We start from the raw sequence: 21,266 nt of genomic DNA, 5'->3' as shown, positions 1-21,266 counted from the left end.
GGGGCCCGGGACCTTCGTATCCGCTCAGGCTATCGGTGCCCGACGGAGCATCTCGACTGCTGTTCCGGTGAAAGAGCACCGATTTCGTGAAGACTTCGTGAAGGGTACCGTTCGGAAAAGGTACCGTTCGCACAGGCCTCGTTCAGAGCGCGCGCAGACCTCGCTCAGAGCGCCGGGACGGGCACGCGGATGGCGCCGACCGGCTGTCCGCCGCCGAGGATGGCGAGGTCGAGCTCGGGCACGAGGGCGTCGACGGCCGCCGCGTCGAGGGCTCCGGCATCCTGCAGCAGTCGCAGCGCGACGATCGTGACCGCGCGGGTGTTGCCGTCGAGCACCTTGAGCGCGACCGTCGTGCCATTCGGCGCCGACATGACCATAACGCCCTCCGCGCCCCATTTCGCGAAGACCCCCAGGCGCTCGACCACGAGCGTGTTCGCCCGGCCCGGCCCGTCGATCGCCCAGCCGTTCTCACGCACGGAGCGCACGAGGACGCCGGCGCTGCGGTAGAGCGCGAACGGCGAGCTCGGCGACGATCCGCTGATGCGCGCGACGCCGCGGGCGAGGGCGGTGAGGCTCATGCCGTAGATGGGGGTTCCGCAGCCGTCGATGCCGAGGTGCCCCACCTTGTCGCCCGTGAGCCGTTCGAGAACGTCGCGCACCTTGGCCTGCAGCGGATGCCGCGGGTCGAGGTAGTCCGTGGTCGACCAGCCGTTCTGCACGCAGGCGAGCAGCATGGCCGCGTGCTTTCCCGAGCAGGTCATGCAGATGGGGCTCTTGCCGCCGCCCGCGGCGATGAGGGCGTTGCGGCTCGCGCCGTCGAGAGGCCAGTCCGCCGGGCAGGCGAGGGCCGACTCGTCGAGGCCGGCGCGGGCGAGGAGGCCGCGCACGAGGTCGAGGTGCGCCGGGGTTCCGGCGTGGCTCGCCGTCGCGATCGTCGCCTCGGCGCCCTCGAGCTCGACGCCTGACGCCATCACGGCGATCGCCTGGAAAGGCTTCATGCTCGAGCGGGGGAAGACCGGTGCCTGCCCGTTGCCGAGCACCCGCAGGACCTCGCCGTCGGCCGAGACGATCACGGCCGAGCCGGCGTGGCGCGACTCGACGAAGCCGTTGCGCTCGACGACCGCGAGCTCGACCGACTCGGCGACGGTGAAGGTGCCCGAGGTGCCTGCGCCTCCCGTGGTGCCCGCGGCGTCGGGCTCGGCGAGACCGGGGTTCACAGCGCGGCGAGGGCGTCGTCGATGACCGACACGGCGTCGGCGATGAGCTCGTCGCTCACGGCCAGGCTCGGCAGGAAGCGGATGACGTTGCCGTAGCTCCCCGCCGTGAGCACGATGACGCCCTGCTGAGCCGCCGCGGCCGTGACGGCGGTGACGGCGGCCGGGTTCGGCTCCTTCGTCGTGTCGCGGGTGCCCGGCTGCACGAGCTCGACGGCGAGCATCGCGCCCCGGCCGCGCACCTCGCCGATGATGTCGTACTTCGCGGCGAGACGCTCGAGGGCCGGGCGCAGGGTGTTCTCGATGCGCGCGGCCTCGGCGAGCAGGCCGGAGCTCTCGATCTGCTCGAAGACGGCGACGGCGGCTGCCGCGGCGACGGGGTTGCCGCCGAAGGTGCCGCCCAGACCGCCGGGCTGCGAGGCATCCATGATCTCGGCGCGGCCGGTGACGCCCGCGAGCGGCAGACCGCCCGCGATGCCCTTGGCGGTGAGCACGAGATCGGGCACGAGGCCGAAGTGCTCGCTCGCGAAGTAGGCGCCCGTGCGGGCCATGCCGCTCTGGATCTCGTCGGCGATGAACACGATGCCGGTGGCGGTGCACCACTCCTGGAGTGCGGGCAGGTAGCCGTCGGCGGGCACGATGAAGCCGCCCTCGCCCTGGATCGGCTCGACGACGAGGCAGGCCAGGTCGGATGCGCCCACGGTCTTCTCGAGGTAGTCGATCGTGCGCTTCGCCGCGGCGGCCCCCGAGAGGCCGTCGTGGTACGGGTAGGAGTTGGGTGCGCGGTAGATGTCGCCCGCGAACGGCCCGAAGCCCGTCGAGTAGGGCGCGGCCTTGAAGTTCATGGCCATCGTGAGGTTCGTGCGGCCGTGGTAGGCGTGCTCGAGCACGGCCACCCCCGGGCGCCCCGTGTACTTGCGGGCGATCTTGACGCCGTTCTCGACGGCCTCGGCCCCGGAGTTGACGAGCACGGTCTTCTTGGCGAAGTCACCGGGGGTGTGCTCGGCGAGCAGCTCGGCGACCCGCACATACTCCTCGTAGGGCGTGATGGTGAAGAGCGTGTGGATGACGTCGTTCAACTGCCCGGCGGCCGCCTCGACGACGGCCTGGTCGGTGTGCCCGATCGTGGTGACCCCGATGCCCGCGCCGAGGTCGATGAACTGGTTGCCGTCGACGTCGACGACGATGCCGCCGTGCGCGCGGGCGATGAAGACGGGCAGCACCGAGGACACGCCGGATGAGACGACGGCGTTGCGGCGCTCCTGCAGCTCGCGCGACCTCGGGCCCGGGATCTCCGTCACGATTCGTCGCACCTGCTCCACCGGGGAGCTCGATGCGGCCTGAGTCACGGAAGGGGTGAGGGTGTCAGTCATGGTGGAATGAGTTTACAGCGGACGAGGTTTGAGGAGACCTGATGAAACTCGAACACCACTACGCCGTGAACGTCGTCTGGCAGGGCGACCGCGGCACCGGCACGAGCGACTACCGGAGCTACGGACGGGAGCACCTCATCTCGGCCGAGGGCAAGCATCCGATCGAGGGCTCCGCCGATCGCAGCTTCCGGGGAGACCCCGAGCGCTGGAATCCCGAGGAGCTGCTGCTCGCGTCGCTCAGCCAGTGCCACATGCTCTCGTATCTGCACGTCGCGACGAGCAACGGCGTCGTCGTTCTCGCCTACGAAGACGAGGCCGTGGGCACGATGGAGCAGACGAACGACGGCGGCGGCCACTTCACCTCCGTGACCCTGCGGCCGCGCGTCACGGTGGCGGATGCCGCGCAGCTCTCACTCGCGGAGTCGCTCCACCACGAGGCGAGCCTGAAGTGCTTCATCGCGAGCTCGGTGAACTTCCCCGTCGGGCACGAGCCGACGACGACGGTCGTCTAGGGGCGGGCCCGGAAACGCTCAGTACTGCGGAACGACGAGACGGCGGCTGTCGAGGCCCGTGTAGACCTCCTCGTAGCGGGTTCCGAGAGCCTCGAGCTGCATGCGGAGCTCGTTGTGGCGGTCGACGCGAGCGTTGATGTCGGTCAGGAGCGCGTTCAGGGCGTCCCAGCGGGCCTGGAGCTGCGACGACTCGGCGTCGAAGGCCGCGGGGCTCGAGATCTCGCCGTTCTCGACGCGCCGGTTGACGTCGTCGGAGTCGGCGGCGAGGATCGCGGTCTCGCTCTCGTAGCGGGCCGTGTCGGCCTCGATCCCGGCGCCCAGGGAGGTGAGCTCCGCCTCGATCGTGTCGGCCTCGCCCTCGATCTGGGTGAAGACCGCCTGCGACTGCGCGTGGGCCGCGAGCACCGTGGTCCGATCGGTGAAGTAGCGGGCGTAGTGGGCCTCGAGCTCGGGGCCGACGTCGGCGATCTGGGTGCCGATGAAGGAGTGCAGCTCGGTGATCCGGGTGCCGGTCGCCTCGAAGTCGTACTGCGCGAGCGTGCGGGTCAGCTCGTCGTCCGGGCCGAAGCGCGCCGCCACGGCTTCGAGGAGGGGCGCCAGGGCATCCTGCTCGGCCGTGCTCAGACGGTCGAAGGCCGCGTGCAGCATCTCGTGGGCGGCCGTGACCTCGTTCGTGCCGGCGAGCCGGGGATCGGTCACGTCGTAGATGTGGATGCGGGAGCCGTCCCAGCAGCCGAGGTAGAAGTCCTCCGAGCTCATGGTCGGGCAGGAGACGGTGAAGCGACCGCCGTCTTCGAGGGCGGGGGCGCTCGAGAAGTAGATCCGGCGGGACTCCTCGGTGAACGCGACGCTGTCGGCGATGCGGGTGATGGCGGCCGACGGCGGGTACTGCCAGAGGGTGATCTGGTAGCCGATCTCCTTCGCGTTCGCGAGGGCGAGGAGCAGGGCGCCGATCACGACGACGGCCGTCACGGCCGTCACCCAGGCGTTGCGGCGGTTGCGCGAGCGGCGCATGGCCGCGAACGGGTCGTCCCCGTCGTCGGGGTCGTCGGGCAGATAGTAGCCGCCCGCCGGAAGCACGGAGTAGCCGGGCGGCATCCGGTAGCCGTCACGAGGGGGCAGGTCGTCACGCGGCGGCAGGTCGTTCTCCGGCGGGCGCCAGGCACGCGGGTCGCCAGAGCTCATGGCCGCCTCTCTCGATAGAGCGAGAGTAAACCATCGGCAGGTTAACGGCCGTCGACGGGCGCGGGCAGAGCCGGAGAACCGCGGGCAGGGCCGGAGAGCTCAGAGCCGTTCGCGGCGCAGCACCGCGCGCTTGACCCGCTCGATGGTGTGGGCCGGCGGCGACTCGTTGTAGGCGTTCGCGAGCTCCTGGCCGGTGAGGGCATGGATCGCCTCCATGACCTCGTCGGTCGCCTTGCGCCGCGCGCGCCCCGATTCGGCCGGGCCGTGCGAGCTCAGGTCGAGCGGTTCGCCGAAGCTCACGGTCACGCGGTGGATGCGGGGGATCTTCGAGCCGACGGGCTGCAGCTTGTCGGTGTCGATGAGGCCCACCGGCACGACGATGGCGCCGGTCGTGAGAGCGAGCCAGGCGACGCCCGTGCGGCCGCGGTAGAGCCGGCCGTCGCGCGAACGGGTGCCCTCGGGGTAGATCGCGAAGGCGCTGCCCGACTCGAGGATGCCGCGACCCTGGTTGAGCGCCTCCTGCGCGGCTTGCCCGGCCCCGCGTTCGACGCCGACCGCTCCGATGGACTGGAAGAAGGTGCGCGAGACCCAGCCTTTAAATCCCGTGCCGGTGAAGTACTCGTTCTTGGCGAGGAACTGCACCCGTCGCGGCGCCATGAGCGGGATCACGATCGAGTCGATGAACGAGAGGTGGTTGCTCGCGAAGATGACCGGCCCCTTCTTGGGGACGTTCTTGCGGCCGTTGACATGGGGTCGGTAGATGACCCGGGCGATGGGAGCCATGATGATCTTGCCGAGCAGGTAGGTCGCGCCGGGGCGGCCGGGCTCGGCGCCCTGTGCCGCGCGAGGGTCGGAGGACTCCGCCTCACGCTCGGCGTCCTGCCCCGCCACATGCTCCGTCACCTGCCCGAGATTACTCGCGGATCCATGCCTCCGTCGGAATACGCGCGGGCGGCTCAGGGGGCGATTCCATCGGTCTCGCGGATCGGAGTGAGCTGTTCGAAGGCGGAACGGCAGCTCTGCCCGTGCTCGTGGCCCAGGCATCCGCCCCACCACGGCGGAAAGCGCTCGTGCTGGGGATCGCCGAACCACAGGGTGAACAGCCGCCAGAAGTTGAGGTTGCCGTAGCTGCTGCACTCGTCGCCCTCGTCGCCGAGGTTCGCGAGCGCGGCCTCGTTGGGCTGGTAGGGCGTGTAGTTGTAGAGGTTCGCGGTCGCCTGGTTGCGGATCTCGACGGTCGGCGCCCCGCAGGCGGCGTCGGGGCTCAGCTGCACGGGCAGCTCTCCGATCCGGAAGGCGCGGGTGGGGTACTTCGTGTACTGACGCATCTGCCAGGCCGCGTTGTAGACCTGGTTGAAGAAGCCGAAGTACTCGGTGTCGCAGTCGGCCGTGTCGGGGCAGGCGTAGCCCATGGCGCGGTCGTAGCCGCGCGCGTCGGGCCGGGTGACGAGCGACTGCTCCTTCTGCAGCATCACGATCAGCACCTGGGGGTTGATGCCGCAGGCCCGCCCGATCCGCGAGAGGATCTGTGCCGCGGTCTCCTCGCGCGCCCCGCGGTAGCTCGCGCAGTGGTCGGCGCCGGCATCGGGCTGGTCGCTCGTCGTCTCGGCGTAGTCGGCGAGGCAGGGCACGCCCCCGCTCGGGATGCACGGCTGCCGGTCGAGAAAGCGCTGGATGTCGTCGACCGTCATCGAGTCGGCGTTGTAGAAGGTGTCGTCGCTCACGATGTAGCCGGGATCGAAGTCGCCGGCGTCGGGTTGCGAGGGCGCGGACGTGCTCGCGTTCGCGGCTGCGAGGCCGAGCGGCACGAGAAGCACCACGGCCGCCATGGCCGCCGCGACGCCGAGGGCGGCGCGAACGGCGCGTGCTCGTGCGCGTGTGCTGCCCGCGACCCGGCTCATGCTCGCCCGGTCAGTTCGCTGAGAGCGAACCGAGGGCCTCTTCGATGACGGATGCCGCGTCGTCGATGAGCTCCTCGCTGATCACGACGCTCGGCATGATGCGCAGCACGCTGTCCCAGCTGCCCGCGTCGAGGGCGATGACGCCGTTCGTCGTGACGTGCTCGAGCACGGCGGTGAGCGCCTCGGGGTTCGGCGTGATCGTGCCCGGCTGAACGAGCTCGACGCCGAACATCGCGCCCTTGCCGCGCACCTCGCCGACGACGGGGAACCTCTGCGCCCAGTCGCCGATGCGGGCCCAGAGCGCCTGCTCGACGCGGCGGGCCTCGGCGAGGAGGCCCTCCTGCTCGATCGCCTCGAAGGTCGCGAGCGCTGCCGCGGTGGAGACGGGGTTGCCGCCGAAGGTTCCGCCGATGCCGCCGGGCTGCACGGCATCCATGATCTCGGCACGGCCGGTCACGGCGGCGAGCGGGAAGCCGCCCGCGATGCCCTTGGCGGTCGTGACCAGGTCGGGCACGACGCCGTGGTGCTCGATCGCGTACCAGGTGCCCGTGCGGGCGATGCCGGCCTGGATCTCGTCGGCGACGAAGACGATGCCGTTCTCGGTGCAGAACTCGCTGATGCGCGTGAAGTAGCCGGGGGCGGGGATGACGATCCCGCCGTCGCCCTGGATGGGCTCGGCGAAGAACGCCGCGACCTCGCTCGCGCCGATGTGGGTGCGGATGTAGTCGATGGTCTTCTCGGCCGCCTCCTCGCCCGTGAGCCCGTCGCGGAACGGGTAGCTCACGGGAACGCTGTAGAGCTCGCCGGGGAACGGGCCCATGCCCGCGCGCTCGGGCCAGGGGCGGTAGGTCATCGCCATCGTGAGGTTCGTGCGCCCGTGGAAGGCGTGGTCGAGGCTCACGATCGCACGGCGGCCTGTGTGCTTGCGGGCGATCTTGACGGCGTTCTCGACCGCCTCCGCGCCGGAGTTGACGAGGATGGAGCGCTTCTCGAAGTCGCCGGGGGTGATCTCGGCGAGCTTCTCGGCGACTCGCACGTAGTTCTCGTAGGGGGTGACGGTGAAGAGGGTGTGGGTGAGCTTGGCGGCCTGCTCGGCTGCCGCGGCGGCGACCGCCGGGTGCGCGTGGCCGATCGTGGTGACGCCGATGCCGCAGCCGAGGTCGATGAGCTGGTTGCCGTCGACGTCGACGAGGATCGCGCCCGAGGCGTGATCCATGTAGATGTTGGCGAGGGTGCCGGCGCCGCGGCTCACGGAGGCGACTCGTCGTTCTTGCAGGGCGATCGAGTTCGGGCCCGGGAGCTCGGTGACGAGTTTGCGCTGTTGGGGAACGGAGAAATCACGAGTCATACAGCCATCGTAGGTGGCGGATGATTGCCATCTCGTTACGCGGGATGATCGTCGTGTGGAGTTGGCAGGAATCGGTGGCGGTGCAGGCAGGATCGTCGTGCGCGCCCGCGCGGCGGGCGATCCGCACGATCACGGCCTGCTGATCGCGGCCGTCGCGGCCTTCGCGGGCGCGGCCGAGAGCGGGGTCGAGCTCGAGACCCGCTGCCTCTGGTGCGGGGGCGCCCACGGCAAGCCCGAGGTCGTGCGCCCGCTGCTCCCGAGCGGCGCGCGCATCCACGCGAGCCTGAGCCGCAGCGCCGGCGCGACGGGCATCGAGGCCGTCGCCCTGAGCGCCCTCGGCCCGATCGGACTCGACGTCGAGTCCGTCGACCGGGTCCGTGCCGCCGGCTTCGACGACGTGGCCCTCTGCGCCGAGGAGAGGGCCGAGATCGATGGGCTTCCGGACGAGGACCGCGGCAGGGCCCGAGCCGTCGTCTGGACGCGCAAGGAGGCCGTGCTCAAGGCCACCGGCCACGGGCTGCGAGTCGATCCGAGGAGCCTGCGGGTCACGGTGCCGCACGGAGGCGGCGGGGGTGGCGGCGAGGAGACCCCGCGCCTGCGCGAGTGGCGTGCTCCCGGCATCCGTGCCCCGCGGCTGCGCCTCATCGACCTCGGTGAACTCGACGGGATCGGCGTCCTGCCGGCCGGGTATGTGGGCACCGTCGCCCTGATCGAGCCCTGACCCCGGGGCGCCCCCGCTCAGCGCGGCAGGGTCGGCAGCGCGGGGAAATCGAGCCAGGCCGCGAGCAGACGCCGCACGCGCTCCTCGGGGGCATAGCGCGTGACGTGGTCGACGAAGGCCGCGGTCGTGACGTTGCCGAAGCGGTTGGCGGCGGTCCATTCCCTCAGCATCGTGAAGAAGACCTCGTCGCCGAGCGTGCAGCGTACGGCGTGCAGTGCGAGGGCGCCGCGCTTGTAGAGCCTGTCGTCGAACATGAGATCCGGGCCCGGATCGCTGAGCACGAAGTCCTGGGGCAGGCCGCGCAGACGGTTCCAGGAGGTCTTCGCGCGCTGCTGGGCGGTGGGGCCGCCCGAGTTCTCGGACCACAGCCACTCTGCGTAGCAGGCGAAGCCCTCGTGCAGCCAGATGTGCTGCCAGGAGGCGACCGTGAGGCTGTTGCCGAACCACTGGTGCGAGAGCTCGTGGGCGATGAGCCGATCGGAGCCGTGCTCGCCGTCGACGTGGTTGCGCCCGAAGATCGCCATGCCGTGCGCCTCGAGCGGGATCTCCAGCTCGTCGTCGGTGACGACGGCGGTGTAGCCGCCGAAGGGGTACGGGCCGAAGAGCCTCTCGAAGACGCCGATCATCTCGTGCTGGCGTGAGAAGTCGACCTGGGCCGACTCGCGCAGGTCGTTGGGCAGGTACACGCGGTTCGGAACGGGCCCCGGGCCGTTCAGCTCGTCGTCGTAGCGGCCGATCTGCACGGTCGCGAGGTAGCTCGCGACGGGCTCGGGGGTCTCGAACACCCAGGTGGTGCGGCTCGCCCGCACGGTGCGGCTCGTGAGCTCGCCGTTGCAGACGACGCGATAGACCGACTCGCAGCTGACCTCGATGCGGTACGTCGCCTTGTCGCTCGGGTGGTCGTCGCAGGGGAACCACGACGGCGCGCCGCACGGCTGGCCGGCGACGATCACCCCGTCGGTGAGCTCCTCCCAGCCGACCTCGCCCCAGCGGCTGTTGAGGGGGCGGGGCGCCCCCGAGTAGCGCACGACCACCGTGAAGGTCGCGCCCTCGGCGATCGCGGCGGAGGGGGTGATGGTGAGCTTGCCGGCCGCCTGGGCGACCTTCGCCGTGCGGCCGCCGTCGACGGTCACCTTGTCGGCCGAGAGCCCGGCGAGGTCGAGGCTGAACCGGGTCAGCCGGGTCGTCGCGCGCGCCGTGATGGTCGCACGGCCGCTGAGCCTGTTGCTCGCGACGCGATAATCGAGCACGAGGTCGTAGCGGTCGACCGTGTAACCCGCGTTGCCGCTCGTCGGCAGATACGGGTCGCCCGCCGACGGGGCGCCGATCCCGGCCGGTTGCTGGATGAGAGACATGACTCAGGCAGTATTCCACGGCTCGATGGGATTGCCCGCCCACAGGCTTCCGTCGGGCACGCGCTCGCCGCGCATGACGAGGGATGCCGGCCCGACGCTCGCACGCTCGCCGATGCTCGCCGCGGGCAGGATCACGCTGTGCGGGCCGAGCGTCGATCCCGGTTCGAGGGTCACGGCATCCAGGCTCATGACCCGGTCGTGGAAGAGGTGGGTCTGCACGACGCAGCCGCGGTTGACGGTCGAGCCCGCCCCGATCGTCACGAGGTCGGCCTCGGGCAGCCAGTAGGTCTCGCACCAGACGCCGCGGCCCAGGCGCGCCCCGAGCGAGCGCAGCCACCAGGCGAGCGCGGGCGTGCCCGTCGCCGCGCGGGCGAACCAGGGCGCCGCGACCATCTCGACGAAGGTGTCGGCGACCTCGTTGCGCCAGACGAACGACGACCAGAGCGGATGCTCGCGCGCGGCGATCCGGCCGACGAGCGCCCACTTGGCGACCGTCGTGACCGCTGCCGAGACGGCTCCGGCCGCCAGCAGCACGACGCCGGAGAGCACGATCGCCCACTCGATGCCGATCTCGCCGACGAGCCACTCGAGCGCCACGAGCACGGAGAGGCCGATCGCGACGGAGATCACGACGGGCACGAGACGGCACAGCTCCCACAGGCCGCGGGCGATGCGCAGGCCGATCGGCGGGTGGAAGGTGCGACGCTCGTCGAACTCGGTCACGGCGCGGCGCAGGCGCACGGGCGGGTTGCCGAGCCACGAGGAGCCCGACTTGGCTTTGCGCGGGGTCGCCGAGAGCACGGCGACGAGGCCGTTGCGCGGAACCGTGCGGCCGGGCCCGGTCATGCCGCTGTTGCCGAGGAAGGCGCGTTTGCCGATCTTCGCCTCGTCGATGCGCAGCCAGCCGCCGCCGAGCTCGTAGGAGGCGACCATGGTGTCGTCGGCGAGGAACGCGCCGTCGCCGATCGTCGTCATGGCGGGCACGAGCAGCACTGTCGAGGCCTCGACGTTCGTGCCCACCTTCGCGCCGAGCAGCCGCAGCCAGAACGGGGTCACGAGGCTCGCGTAGAGGGGGAAGAGCGCGGTCCTGGCGGTGTCGAGCAGTCGCTCGGTGGCCCAGACCTGCCAGCCGACCCGGCTGCGCACGGGGTGGTGGCCGGGGCGGATGCCGATGCCGAGCAGTCGCACCGCGATCACCGTGAGCAGGGCGAAGAGCGCACCTGCCGCGAGGGTCGCGAGGGGCAGCATGCCGAGCGCCCGCAGGGTGGCCTCGCCAAGCGTCGGCGAGCCGACGACCGCGGAGCCCACGAGAAGGGCGGCGAGCGCGACCGAGAGCACCGGCAGGCCGGAGAGCGCGGCGGAGCCGACGCCGAAGGCGACGAGCCAGCGGGTGTTGCGGGCCGGGCGGTAGTCGGGCCAGCCGGGACGCGCCTTGCCGATGCGCTCGGCGGGCGAGCCCGCCCACAGCTCGCCGGCCGGAACCCGCCCGTGCACGGCGGAGCCGGGCGCGATCTGGGCTTTGCGCCCGATCCTGCTGCCCGGCAGCAGGGTGCTCCGCGATCCGACGGTCGACTCGGCGCCCACCTGCACGGTTCCCACGCGCAGCACGTCGCCGTCGAGCCAGTAGCCGGAGAGGTCGACCTCGGGCTCGATCGCCGCGTAGGCGCCGAGCTTCATCATGCCCGTGATGGGCGGGAGGCTGTGCAGGTCGACGCCGGGGCCGATCTTCGCCCCGAGTGCGCGGGCGTAGTAGCTGATCCACGGGGCGCCGGCGAGGTTGGCGGCGCCCACGAGCAGGGCGACCTGCTCGGCGAGCCAGATCCGCAGGTGCACCGAGCCGCCGCGCGGGTAGTCGCCCGGCTGCAGGCCGCGCAGCAGCAGCCGCGCCGCGCCGACCGAGATCGCCATGCGCCCCACAGGGGAGATGAGCACGACGAAGCCGGCGAGGATCCACCACCACGACACCGTGGGCGCCCAGCTGTGCACGCCGAACCAGTCGAGCACGTTGTTGGCGGTCAGGAGGTAGACGAGCCAGCGCAGGCCCACGAGGATCTGCAGCGGGATGCCGAGCAGGGTCTGCAGCCACTGCGAGCCGAGCGGGGTCGGCAGCACCGTGCGCTCGGCCCGGGCCACGACCGGCGCGCGGGCGTCGAGCTCGGTCGCGAGCGCGCCGATGCGCGGGTGGTCGTAGATGTCGGAGACGGTCGTCTCGGGAAACCGCTCGCGGATCGCGGAGACGAGCTGGGCCGCCGTGAGGCTGCCCCCGCCGTGCGCGAAGAAGTCGTCGTCGGGGCCGGAGACCGCGCTGCCGAGGATCGCCGTCCAGCGCTCGGCGAGCCAGACGCCGGTCTCGGTCAGGCCCAGCTCGCCGTCGGCGGCAGCGGGGCCCGAGGCCGAGGTGAGCGGCCAGGGGAGCGCCGCGCGATCCACCTTGCCCGAGGTGCGCGTGGGCAGGGAGTCGACGACGGCGAGGAGGGGAATGAGAGCGGCGGGCAGCTCCTCGCGCAGGCGCCGCACCGCGGCATCCGTGTCGAAGTCGGCGGTCAGATCGCTCGGGGCGAGGTAGCCGACGAGGATCTGGTTGCCCGCCGCGGTGGTCTGCACGACCGCGGCGGCGCCCGCGACCCCGGGAAGGGCCTGCAGCGCCGCGTCGATCTCGCCGAGTTCGATGCGCCGGCCGCCGAGCTTGATCTGGTCGTCTGCGCGGCCCTGGAAGACGAGGCCGGCGCTCTCGAAACGCACGAGGTCGCCGCTGCGGTAGGCGCGCTTCCAGCCGAGTGTGGGCATGGGCGCGTACTTCTCGGCGTCCTTGGCCGAGTCGAGGTAGCGGGCGAGGCCCACACCGCCGATCACGAGCTGGCCGACGGCGCCCTCGGCCGTCACCGGCTGCTCGTTCTCGTCGACGACAGCCAGATCCCAGCCGTCGAGCGGCAGGCCGATGCGCACGGGCGACTCGCCCGTGAGGCGTGCCGCGCAGGCCACGACGGTCGCCTCGGTGGGGCCGTAGGTGTTCCAGACCTCGCGGCCGTCGACCGCGAGACGCTCGGCGAGCTCGGGCGGGCAGGCCTCGCCGCCGAAGATGAGCAGGCGCACGAGCTCGAGCGACTCCGGCGGCCAGAGCGCCGCGAGGGTCGGGACGGTCGAGACGACCGTGATGCCGTGCGCGATGAGCCAGGGGCCGAGGTCGACGCCCGAGCGCACGAGCGAGCGCGGCGCGGGCACGAGGCAGGCCCCGTTGCGCCAGGCGAGCCACATCTCCTCGCAGGAGGCGTCGAAGGCGACCGAGAGCCCCGCGAGCACCCGGTCGCCGGGGCCGATCGGGTCGTCCTGCAGGAAGATGCGGGCCTCGGCATCGACGAAGGCCGCGGCCGAGCGGTGGGTGACGGCGACGCCCTTGGGGGTTCCCGTCGAGCCGGAGGTGAAGATGATCCAGGCGTCGTCGTGCGGCTCGGGGTTGCCGACGGCCGGGATGGTGCCGGTGGGCGAGCCGATGGTGGGGATGCCGGTGGTGGGCGGTTCGCGATCGGCGAGGCCCGCGGCATCCGGCCCGTCACCGTCGCCGCCGATGCTGCCCTCGCGGGGCACGAGCACGCCGTCGGCGCCCACGACCCCCACGACCCGGGCCTCGCCGAAGACGAGCTCGGCGCGCTCCTCGGGATCGTCGGCGTCGACGGGCACGTAGCTCGCGCCTGCCGCGAGGATCGCGAGGATGGAGACGTAGAGCGTGCGACTGCCCGAGGGGATGCGCACACCGACACGGTCGCCGCGACGCACCCCGGCGAGGCTCAGCCGGGCGGCCGCCGTGTTGACGGCGCGCAGGAGCTCCCGGTAGCTGAGGTCGCCCGCCGTGTCGGCGAGGGCGGGGGACTCGGGGTTCTCGCGGGCCGTCTCGCGCAGGATCTCGAGGAGAGTGCGCGGCGTTGCGGCGCGTTCGCCCGCGAGTAGGAGCCCCGGGGGCGGTGTGGTCTCGCCGTCGGTCACTGCCAGTCCCCTCGATCGTCGTGCTCGGGACAGGCTCGAGTGAACGGCTGCCCGAGCAGAGACCCTAGAGCGGAAATGTGGACGAGCGGTGAACAACACACTAGTTTCCTCCGCGCGGATCCGCCGCGCGGGCTCGTCGCGAGAGGCCCGTTCTTGGCGGGTCGCGTCGCGGTGCCGGATGATGGTCACCGTGCGACGTGTTGTGATTCTCGGAAGTACCGGCTCGATCGGAACCCAGGCGCTCGAGGTGATCGGCGCGAACCGCGACCGCTTCGAGGTGGTGGGGCTCGCGGCCGGCTCCAACCGCGCGCTGCTCGCCGAGCAGGCCCGCGAGTTCTCGGTCGAGCACACAGCGCTCGGCGCCGCCGGGGCCGAGCAGCTCGTACGCGACGTCGACGCCGACGTCGTGCTCAACGGCATCACGGGCTCCGTGGGCCTCGGCCCGACACTCGCCGCGCTCGAAGAGGGGCGCACCCTCGCGCTCGCCAACAAGGAGTCGCTCATCGTGGGCGGCGAGCTCGTGACCGGCATCGCGGCTCCCGGCCAGATCGTGCCCGTCGACTCAGAGCATTCCGCGATCGCGCAGGCCCTGCGCTCGGGCGAGGCGGGAGAGGTGCGCCGGCTCGTGCTCACGGCATCCGGCGGACCGTTCCGCGGCCGCACACGAGAGTCGTTGCGCGACGTGACTCCGCGAGAGGCGCTCGCCCACCCCACCTGGGACATGGGCCTCGTCGTCACCACGAACTCCTCGACCCTCGTCAACAAGGGGCTCGAGGTCATCGAGGCGCACCTGCTCTTCGGGGTGCCCTACGACGACATCGACGTGACGGTGCACCCGCAGTCGATCGTGCACTCGATGGTCGAGTTCCAGGATGGCTCCACCATCGCCCAGGCCTCGCCGCCCGACATGCGGCTGCCCATCTCCCTCGGCCTCGACTGGCCGCGGCGGGTCGCAGGCGTCGGAGTGCCGCTGGACTGGACGGTCGCGTCATCCTGGACCTTCGAGCCGCTCGACGAGGCCGCCTTCCCGGCCGTCGCGCTCGCCAAGCGGGTCGGCGTCGAGGGCGGCAGCTATCCCGCGGTCTTCAACGCGGCCAACGAGGAGGCCGTTCTGGCCTTCCACGCGGGCCGGATCGGCTACCTCGGCATCCTCGACACGGTCGAGCGGGTCGTCGACGCGCACGCGGCCTCCGGCCTCCTCAGCCGCGAGTCCCTCGCCGAGGCGGAGGCCTGGGCGAGGGCGACCGCCGGGCAGCTCATCGGAGGGTGATCTTCCGGGAATCCGCGTTATGCGATCGTTGTGACGCAAAGAACAGTGCGCCACAGTTTTTTCATAGACTGACTGAGTTCGAGGTCTGACATGAGAGACGGGGAAGTCGTGCGGGCAACCAAGATGTTGATGGCGGCGGTCATCGCCGCGGCCGTGGCCGTGGCCGTAAGCGGTTGCGTCGACGGAGCACCCGTGCAGCCCACGCCGTCGCCCAGCGCGGATGCCGCGACGTCCACGCCGAGCGCGGATCCCGCGACATCCTCCACGCCGAGCGCCGATCCGGCGGTGAGCCGGGCGGCCGGGATCGTCATCGGCGCAACCTCGTTCTCGATCGTCGACGAGGAGGGTGCGGCTCTCGCGTCCTTCGGATATTTCGATCCCGCGGCATCGGCGATCGACGCGGTCACCGCGCAGCTCGGGATCGAGCCGACGGTCGAGGAGATCCCCGCCGGAATGGAGACGCCTCCGATCACGAGGTACATCTGGGGCGGTTTCCGCCTCTTCGACGCCGAGGTGCCGACGGAGAAGCCCTGGCAGTACGACTTCTCGGTCAGCGCGACCGAGCCCGAGGCCGTTCCGGGAGTCGGCGTCTCGACGACCGACGGCTTCGCAGTGGGCGATCTGGGGGCGGATGTCGAGAGCTTCCCCTCCGCATCGGCGCAGCGTTACGACGCCGACGGGCGCGAGGTGCTCTTCATCGGTCTCGAGGAGACGGTCATCGGGTCGGAGAACGGCATGGATCTGAGCTACTCCATTGGTCTCACGTCCGATCCCTCGAGCGAGCCGATCGAGCAGATCTTCGCTCCGTACCCGAACTTCGGAGTCTGAGCTCAGGCCCGATACGACTCGGCCGTCGTGCGAAGGGCCTCGTCCCACGGAGTCGCCGTGACCCCGAGCTCGCGCTCGGTCTCGGCCGAGTCGATCACGAACGGCGTGACGAACTGGTAGCTCGAGGCGTGGATCTCGCGCATCATCGGGCTGAACCAGCCGAGTGAGCGCAGCATCCACTGCGGGTACGACGACACGCGGCCGTGGCTGCCGTAGACCGCGTCGACCTGGCGGGCGATCTCGCGGCGGGTGAGCGGCTGACCGCTCGGCACGTGCCAGACCCGGCCCCACTCGCCCTCGTGGTCGGCCGCCGCGACGAGGGTCGCCGCGATGTCGGGCAGATAGCTCCAGCTGTGCAGGATGTCGGCGCCGCCCACGATCCTGGCCGTCTTCGACTCGCGCAGCGCGCCGAAGAAGTCCTCGCCGAGGTGCGCTGTCCCCGTCGCGCCCGGGCCGAAGTAGTCGCTCGCCCGCACCTCGACCGCGCGGATCTCGCCGCGCTCGTGCGCGGCGCGGACGGCGTCCCAGCCGGCCTTGCGGATGAGGCCCTTCTTCTCGGTGGTGCGCTCGGGGCTGTGCTCGGTCATGGGGCCGCTCGGCACGCCGTAGGGGTAGAGGTTGCCCATGACCACGAGGCTCGCGCCGGAGGCCTTCGCCGCCTCGATGGCGGCGGAGAAGACGGGCGGCCACTGACTGGCCCACTCGGGGTAGGGCGGGTTGGTGCAGAGGAAGATCGTCTGCGCGCCGGTGGCCGCCGCGGCGAACGCCACGGGATCGCTCGCGTCGAGCGTCAGTGCGCGCGCCCCGTCGAGCGCGGTGCCGCTGCGGGTGGCGAGCGCGACCTCGTCTCCGCGGGCGACGAGGGTTTCAGCGACGGGGCGGCCGATGAGTCCGGCTCCGACGACGAGGTGGCGGGTCATGTGATCTCCAAGGTCTGGGATGGTCCGAGTGATGCCGAGAGGGCGAGGATGCGAGAAAACGAGAGCAGTGCTCTCTGAATCTAGAACTCTTCCCGTCGATCTGTCAAGAGCAGTGCTCTCTTCAGTGAGCGGTGCTCGCTCGAACCTCTCCTCCTGTGGCACGATGGCACGATGGCAGACACGACGACGCCCCGGCAGCGCGCCCGCGAGGCGACCCGAGCCGAGATCCTCGACCTCGCCGCGCGACAGCTCGGCGAGGTGGGCGCCCCCGGCCTCTCCCTGCGCGCCGTCGCCCGCGAGATGGGGCTCGTGAGCTCCGCGATCTACCGCTACTACCCGAGCCGCGACGCCCTCCTGACCGACCTCATCATCGAGAGCTACCGGATGCTCGGCGACGCGGCGACGGAGGCCGGGAGCCGCCCCGCCCGTGACGACTACCGCGGGCGGCTCGCCGCGATCGTGCGCGGCGCCCGGGCGTGGGCTCTGCGGCATCCGCACCGCTTCTCGCTCATCTACGGCTCGCCCGTGCCCGGCTACATAGCTCCGCAGGACACCATCGCGCCGGCGAGCATGATCGGCGTGCTCATCGCGACGATCGTCGCAGACGCCCGGGCGGCCGGGATCGCGCCGCCCTCGACCGAGGCGAGCCGTGCCGTCGCGCCCGGTTTCGAGCGCCTCGCGACCGACATGTCCGGCACCCCGGATGTCGCCGAGGCCTTCGCCGTGGGCGTGATGGTCTGGTCGCAGCTCATCGGCCACCTCTCCTTCGAGCTCTTCGGCCACTACGTGCGCGTCGTCGACGACCTCGACGCCTACACGGAGTACCTCATCGACGAGATGGCGACGCGGCTCGGGATCTGAGCGGCCCCGGTTCCCGGCTCGACGGCTCCCGTACGGGCGACCATCTCAGCGATCCTCCAGCACGCTCGCAGCTTGCCGCCGTTACCCTGAACACGTGCTGGAATCCGTTCTGTTGTTCGTCGTCGGCGTGCTCGTGCTCGTCGTCGGCCTCGCCCTGTCGATCGGGCTCCACGAGATCGGGCACCTCGTGCCCGCCAAACTCTTCGGCGTCAAGGTGACGCAGTACATGATCGGCTTCGGGCGCACCGTCTGGTCGAAGCGCAGAGGCGAGACCGAGTACGGCATCAAGGCGATCCCGCTCGGCGGCTACATCTCGATGATCGGCATGTTCCCGCCCTCGACACCCGGCGGCAGAGCCCGAAACGCGAGCACCGGATTCTTCAACCAGCTGGCGCAGGACGCCCGTACCGCGAGCGCCGACACGATCGGCGACGGCGAGGAGTCGCGGGCCTTCTACAAGCTGCCTGTCTGGAAGCGCATCGTCATCATGTTCGGCGGGCCGTTCATGAACCTCGTGATCGCCGTCGTGCTCTTCGGCGTGCTGCTCATGGGCTTCGGAAGCGCGCAGCCCAGCACGACGATCGCCTCCGTCTCGGCGTGCGCCCTGCCCGCCTCGAGCGAGCGGCAGACGTGCGAGAGCGGCGACCCGGCCGCGCCCGGTGCGGCAGCCGGCATCCTGCCCGGCGACAGGATCGTGAGCATCGACGGCCAGGCGATCACCGAGTGGCCGCAGATCAACGCGGCCATCCGCGAGTCGCCGAACACCGAGATCGACATCGTCGTGCAGCGCGACGGCGGCGAGAAGACCCTGCAGGTCACGCCGATCGTCTCCGAACGCTACGTGCTCGACGCCGACGGCAACGTCGTGAACGACGCCGAGGGCACCCCGGAGACCGTCGCCGCGGGCTTCGTGGGCATCCTGCCGACCAGCGAGATGGTGCCGCAGTCGCCCGCGACCGTGCTGCCCGCCGTCGGCGACAACATCGTGAGCGTCGCGAACCTGATCCTCAACCTTCCGCAGCGCCTCATCGACGTCGGCAACGCCGCCTTCGGGCCGGGGGAGCGCGACCCCAACGGCCCCATCGGCGTCGTGGGCGTGGGCCGTCTCGCGGGCGAGCTCGCCTCGACCGACCAGGTGCCCTTCGAGCAGAAGGCCGCCGGGCTCGTCGGCATCGTCGCCTCGCTCAACGTCGCGCTCTTCGTCTTCAACCTCGTGCCGCTCATGCCTCTCGACGGCGGGCACATCGCCGCGGCGCTCTTCGAGGGCGTGCGCCGCTTCTTCGCGAAGATCTTCCGCAAGCGCGACCCGGGCCCCGTCGACCTCGCGAAGCTCATGCCGGTGACCTACGTGGTCGTGCTCATCATCGGCGGCATGAGCGCGCTGCTGCTCTACGCCGACATCGTCAAGCCCGTCAACCTGTTCGGCTGAGGCTCGACCGCTCACCTCACTCCGTGCCCCCTCAAGTGGCCGTACCCCCTCAAACGGCTGCCCCCCCTCAAGCGGCCGCACCCCCCCCTCACAACGACGGAGAAATCCGGCTTTTCGGCGCGAGTGGGGGTGAAAACGGCTCCTAGGTGCAGAATCTCCGTCGTTGTGGGTGGGTGGGTGGGTGGGTGGGTGGGAAGGGACGAGCGGGGGCGGGGCGTACTCCCGGGGGAGTATGCGCCGATGGTCTGTGAAACGGATGCCGCGAGGGCACCCGCTCGTTACGATCGAGGGATGCCACAGTCCGGGGTGCCCCAGCGCGGCCCGACGGCGCCGCGGGAGCAGGCTGTGCCGCGCGGCTGGGGCGGCCCGCCGTCGTGGGCGGGCGAGGAGCCGCGATTCCGGATGCCGCGACTGGCCGTGCTGCTCATCCCCGTCATCCTCTCCTTCGTCGTGCAGGTGCCCGCGGCGGTGTTCTTCTCGGTGTCCTCTCTGCGCGCCGGGAACGGGCGCGCCGGTGACGGCGACATCGCGACGGCGGCGCTCGCCATCGGGCTCGCCCTTCTCGGGCCGCTCGCCCTGCTCGCCTCCCGGCGCTTCCCCGGCCCCGTCGTCGCCCTCGTGACCGCGGCCGCGACGACCGACCTGCTCGTCGCCCCCGATCACGGCCCGCCCTACATCTCCCTCGCCTTCGCGATCGTGCTCGGCATGGCGCGCGGCGCCCGGGTCTGGGCCTTCGCCTCCGTCGCCGCCGGCTGGCTGCTGTGCGTCACGATCGGCGCGGCGATCGGTCTCGACTGGAACCCGTTCCGCATCGTGGCGACCACGATCGGCATCGTCATCTGCCTGGGCATCGGCGGCGTCATCCGTTCGCGTCGTGAGCGGATGAGCGCCTTCCGCGCCGAGTCGAGCCGGCGTCGCCTGAGCGCCGAGCAGGCCGAGCGGGTGCGCATCGCCCGGGAGCTGCACGACGTGCTCGCCCACTCGCTGTCGCAGATCAACGTGCAGGCGAGCGTCGGCCTGCACCTCGCCGAGCAGCAGCCCGAGCGGGCGCGTGAGGCGCTCGCCAACATCAAGGTCACGAGCAAAGACGCCCTCGACGACGTGCGGCAGGTGCTCGGGATGCTCCGGGCCGAGCCCGAGTCCGGCGAGCGGGATGAGTCCGCCCATTTCGCTCACGCCGCCGACTCCGTCGCTCTCGCCCACTCCGCCCGGCAGGCCGGCGCGCCCGACGCCCCGCTCACGCCGCAGGCCGATCTCGCGCAGCTGCCGGCGCTCGTGGCGCGGGTCGCGCATCCGGGCCTCTCGGTGCGGCTCGACGACGGCCTGACCGTGCAGCCCCCGGGCGCCGTGCAGTTCGCGGTGTACCGGATCGTGCAGGAGTCGCTCACCAACGTCGTGCGGCATGCCGCGGCATCCGAGGTCCGGGTGAGCCTCGCCGAGGAGGGCGACACGATCGTCGTGACGGTCGCCGACGACGGCCGGGGAGCGAACGACCCCGTGCCGGGAGGCGGCCTGCTGGGAATGCGCGAACGCGCGGAGCTCATCGGCGGCAGCCTCGACGCCGGCCCTGGTCCGCGCGGCGGCTTCCGGGTCGTGGCGCGCCTGCCGAGAGGGGTGGAACGATGATCCGGGTCGCGATCGCCGACGATCAGCAGCTCATCCGCGCTGGATTCCGCGCCCTGCTCGACGCCGAGCCCGACATCGAGGTCGTGGGCGAGGCGGGCACGGGCCGCGAGGTCGTGGCGCTCGTCGACCGCGAACGACCCGACGTCGTGCTCATGGACATCCGGATGCCGGACGGCGACGGGCTCTGGGCGACGGAGACGATCGTGGCAGACGAGCGTCTCGCCGCGACCCGGGTCGTCGTCGTCACGACGTTCGAGCTCGACGACTACGTGGCTCGCGCGATCCGCGGGGGAGCGAGCGGCTTCCTGGTGAAGGACACGGAGCCCGTCGAGCTCATCCGGGCGATCCACGTGGTCGCCGACGGCAACGCCCTGCTCTCTCCCGGCGTCACCAAGAGACTGCTCGAGCGCGTCTCGGTGGGCCTGCGCGACATCCCGGATCCGGCGGCGCTCGCCGTGCTGACCGACCGGGAGCGCGAGGTCCTCGTTCTGGTGGGGGCCGGGCTGACCAACGAGGAGATCGCCGCGAAGCTCTATCTCAGCCCGCTCACGGCCAAGACCCACGTCTCGCGCATGATGAGCAAGCTGGGGGCCAGAGACAGGGTGCAGCTCGTCGTGACGGCGTACGAGACGGGGCTCATCGCGCCCGGCTGGCAGTAGCCGGCCGCACTTTCATCTCGCTCTCCATCTCGCCCGCCGCGGAGACGTGCTCCCCCGGGAGCAGCCGAACAGCATCCCCCCGG

Annotated in this window: 17 protein-coding genes; 8 read left to right on the top strand and 9 right to left on the bottom strand. The window is 71.4% G+C overall.

The features are described 5' to 3' along the window. Window positions 1-164: 164 nt before the first annotated feature. Window positions 165-1,217 carry an asparaginase gene (locus tag CLV54_RS12355; protein WP_100345282.1) on the bottom strand — a complete coding sequence of 351 codons (1,053 nt, stop codon included), beginning with the start codon at window positions 1,215-1,217 and terminating at the stop codon, window positions 165-167. Next, entirely contained in the window at window positions 1,214-2,587 is a 1,374-nt protein-coding gene (gene gabT, locus CLV54_RS12350) for a 4-aminobutyrate--2-oxoglutarate transaminase (protein WP_100345281.1), read from the bottom strand. The genes CLV54_RS12355 and gabT overlap by 4 nt, the downstream gene beginning before the upstream one ends. A gap of 41 nt (window positions 2,588-2,628) precedes the next feature. Here gabT and CLV54_RS12345 point away from each other — a divergent pair, with 41 nt between their 5' ends. Beyond that, window positions 2,629-3,099, top strand: a complete 471-nt coding sequence (locus tag CLV54_RS12345) for an OsmC family protein (protein WP_100345280.1) — start codon at window positions 2,629-2,631, stop codon at window positions 3,097-3,099. An 18-nt stretch (window positions 3,100-3,117) separates the two neighbouring features. Here the strand turns inward: CLV54_RS12345 and CLV54_RS12340 are convergent, their stop codons facing one another. The 4 genes from CLV54_RS12340 to CLV54_RS12325 form a co-directional block, all read right to left on the bottom strand. Next, complete coding sequence (locus CLV54_RS12340; RefSeq protein ID WP_100345279.1) at window positions 3,118-4,284, bottom strand: OmpH/Skp family outer membrane protein; 1,167 nt, start codon at window positions 4,282-4,284, stop codon at window positions 3,118-3,120. A 99-nt stretch (window positions 4,285-4,383) separates the two neighbouring features. Then, window positions 4,384-5,067, bottom strand: a complete 684-nt coding sequence (locus CLV54_RS12335) for a lysophospholipid acyltransferase family protein (RefSeq protein WP_100345515.1) — start codon at window positions 5,065-5,067, stop codon at window positions 4,384-4,386. A 173-nt stretch (window positions 5,068-5,240) separates the two neighbouring features. Further along, the gene (locus CLV54_RS12330) at window positions 5,241-6,185 is read right to left on the bottom strand and encodes a hypothetical protein (protein WP_100345278.1); all 945 of its coding nucleotides are present in this window, start codon (window positions 6,183-6,185) and stop codon (window positions 5,241-5,243) included. Window positions 6,186-6,195: 10 nt separating this feature from the next. Further along, a complete protein-coding gene (locus CLV54_RS12325; RefSeq protein ID WP_100345277.1) occupies window positions 6,196-7,533 on the bottom strand; it encodes an aminotransferase class III-fold pyridoxal phosphate-dependent enzyme in 1,338 nt (445 codons plus the stop codon). Between the two features lie 55 nt (window positions 7,534-7,588). On the opposite strand from CLV54_RS12325, the gene CLV54_RS12320 reads away from it, so the two are divergent. Then, window positions 7,589-8,254, top strand: coding sequence for a 4'-phosphopantetheinyl transferase family protein (locus CLV54_RS12320; RefSeq protein WP_157802950.1), 666 nt, complete (start codon window positions 7,589-7,591; stop codon window positions 8,252-8,254). A gap of 17 nt (window positions 8,255-8,271) precedes the next feature. Here CLV54_RS12320 and CLV54_RS12315 read toward each other — a convergent pair whose 3' ends face one another. Then, window positions 8,272-9,609 (bottom strand): M1 family metallopeptidase, encoded by a 1,338-nt coding sequence (locus CLV54_RS12315; RefSeq protein ID WP_100345275.1) that lies wholly within the window; start codon window positions 9,607-9,609, stop codon window positions 8,272-8,274. A gap of 3 nt (window positions 9,610-9,612) precedes the next feature. Continuing rightward, complete coding sequence (locus CLV54_RS12310) at window positions 9,613-13,590, bottom strand: Pls/PosA family non-ribosomal peptide synthetase (protein ID WP_245861677.1); 3,978 nt, start codon at window positions 13,588-13,590, stop codon at window positions 9,613-9,615. Between the two features lie 190 nt (window positions 13,591-13,780). Between CLV54_RS12310 and CLV54_RS12305 the strand changes: the two genes are divergently transcribed. Both CLV54_RS12305 and CLV54_RS12295 read left to right on the top strand, forming a co-directional pair. Then, window positions 13,781-14,860, top strand: a complete 1,080-nt coding sequence (locus CLV54_RS12305) for a 1-deoxy-D-xylulose-5-phosphate reductoisomerase (protein ID WP_211294540.1) — start codon at window positions 13,781-13,783, stop codon at window positions 14,858-14,860. A gap of 90 nt (window positions 14,861-14,950) precedes the next feature. Then, the gene (locus tag CLV54_RS12295) at window positions 14,951-15,688 is read left to right on the top strand and encodes a hypothetical protein (protein WP_157802949.1); all 738 of its coding nucleotides are present in this window, start codon (window positions 14,951-14,953) and stop codon (window positions 15,686-15,688) included. A gap of 2 nt (window positions 15,689-15,690) precedes the next feature. Here CLV54_RS12295 and CLV54_RS12290 read toward each other — a convergent pair whose 3' ends face one another. Continuing rightward, a complete protein-coding gene (locus CLV54_RS12290; protein ID WP_100345272.1) occupies window positions 15,691-16,608 on the bottom strand; it encodes an NAD-dependent epimerase/dehydratase family protein in 918 nt (305 codons plus the stop codon). A 171-nt stretch (window positions 16,609-16,779) separates the two neighbouring features. Here CLV54_RS12290 and CLV54_RS12285 point away from each other — a divergent pair, with 171 nt between their 5' ends. The 4 genes from CLV54_RS12285 to CLV54_RS12270 all read left to right on the top strand — a co-directional run bounded on the left by CLV54_RS12285 (window position 16,780) and on the right by CLV54_RS12270 (window position 21,183). Beyond that, entirely contained in the window at window positions 16,780-17,469 is a 690-nt protein-coding gene (locus CLV54_RS12285; RefSeq protein WP_100345271.1) for a TetR/AcrR family transcriptional regulator, read from the top strand. 97 nt (window positions 17,470-17,566) lie between these two features. Then, window positions 17,567-18,898: a M50 family metallopeptidase gene (locus CLV54_RS12280; protein WP_100345512.1), complete on the top strand. Its 1,332-nt coding sequence runs from the start codon at window positions 17,567-17,569 to the stop codon at window positions 18,896-18,898. Between the two features lie 291 nt (window positions 18,899-19,189). Further along, a complete protein-coding gene (locus CLV54_RS12275) occupies window positions 19,190-20,524 on the top strand; it encodes a sensor histidine kinase (protein ID WP_157802948.1) in 1,335 nt (444 codons plus the stop codon). Then, on the top strand, window positions 20,521-21,183 hold the full coding sequence (locus CLV54_RS12270; protein WP_100345269.1) for a response regulator: 663 nt from the start codon (window positions 20,521-20,523) through the stop codon (window positions 21,181-21,183). The genes CLV54_RS12275 and CLV54_RS12270 overlap by 4 nt, the downstream gene beginning before the upstream one ends. Window positions 21,184-21,266 lie beyond the last annotated feature (83 nt).

Origin of the sequence: Compostimonas suwonensis (genome assembly GCF_002797855.1) — a bacterium.
Taxonomy (GTDB): domain Bacteria; phylum Actinomycetota; class Actinomycetes; order Actinomycetales; family Microbacteriaceae; genus Compostimonas; species Compostimonas suwonensis.
Note: the sequence above shows the minus strand (reverse complement) of the source record. Positions and strands in the feature narration are given on the sequence as shown.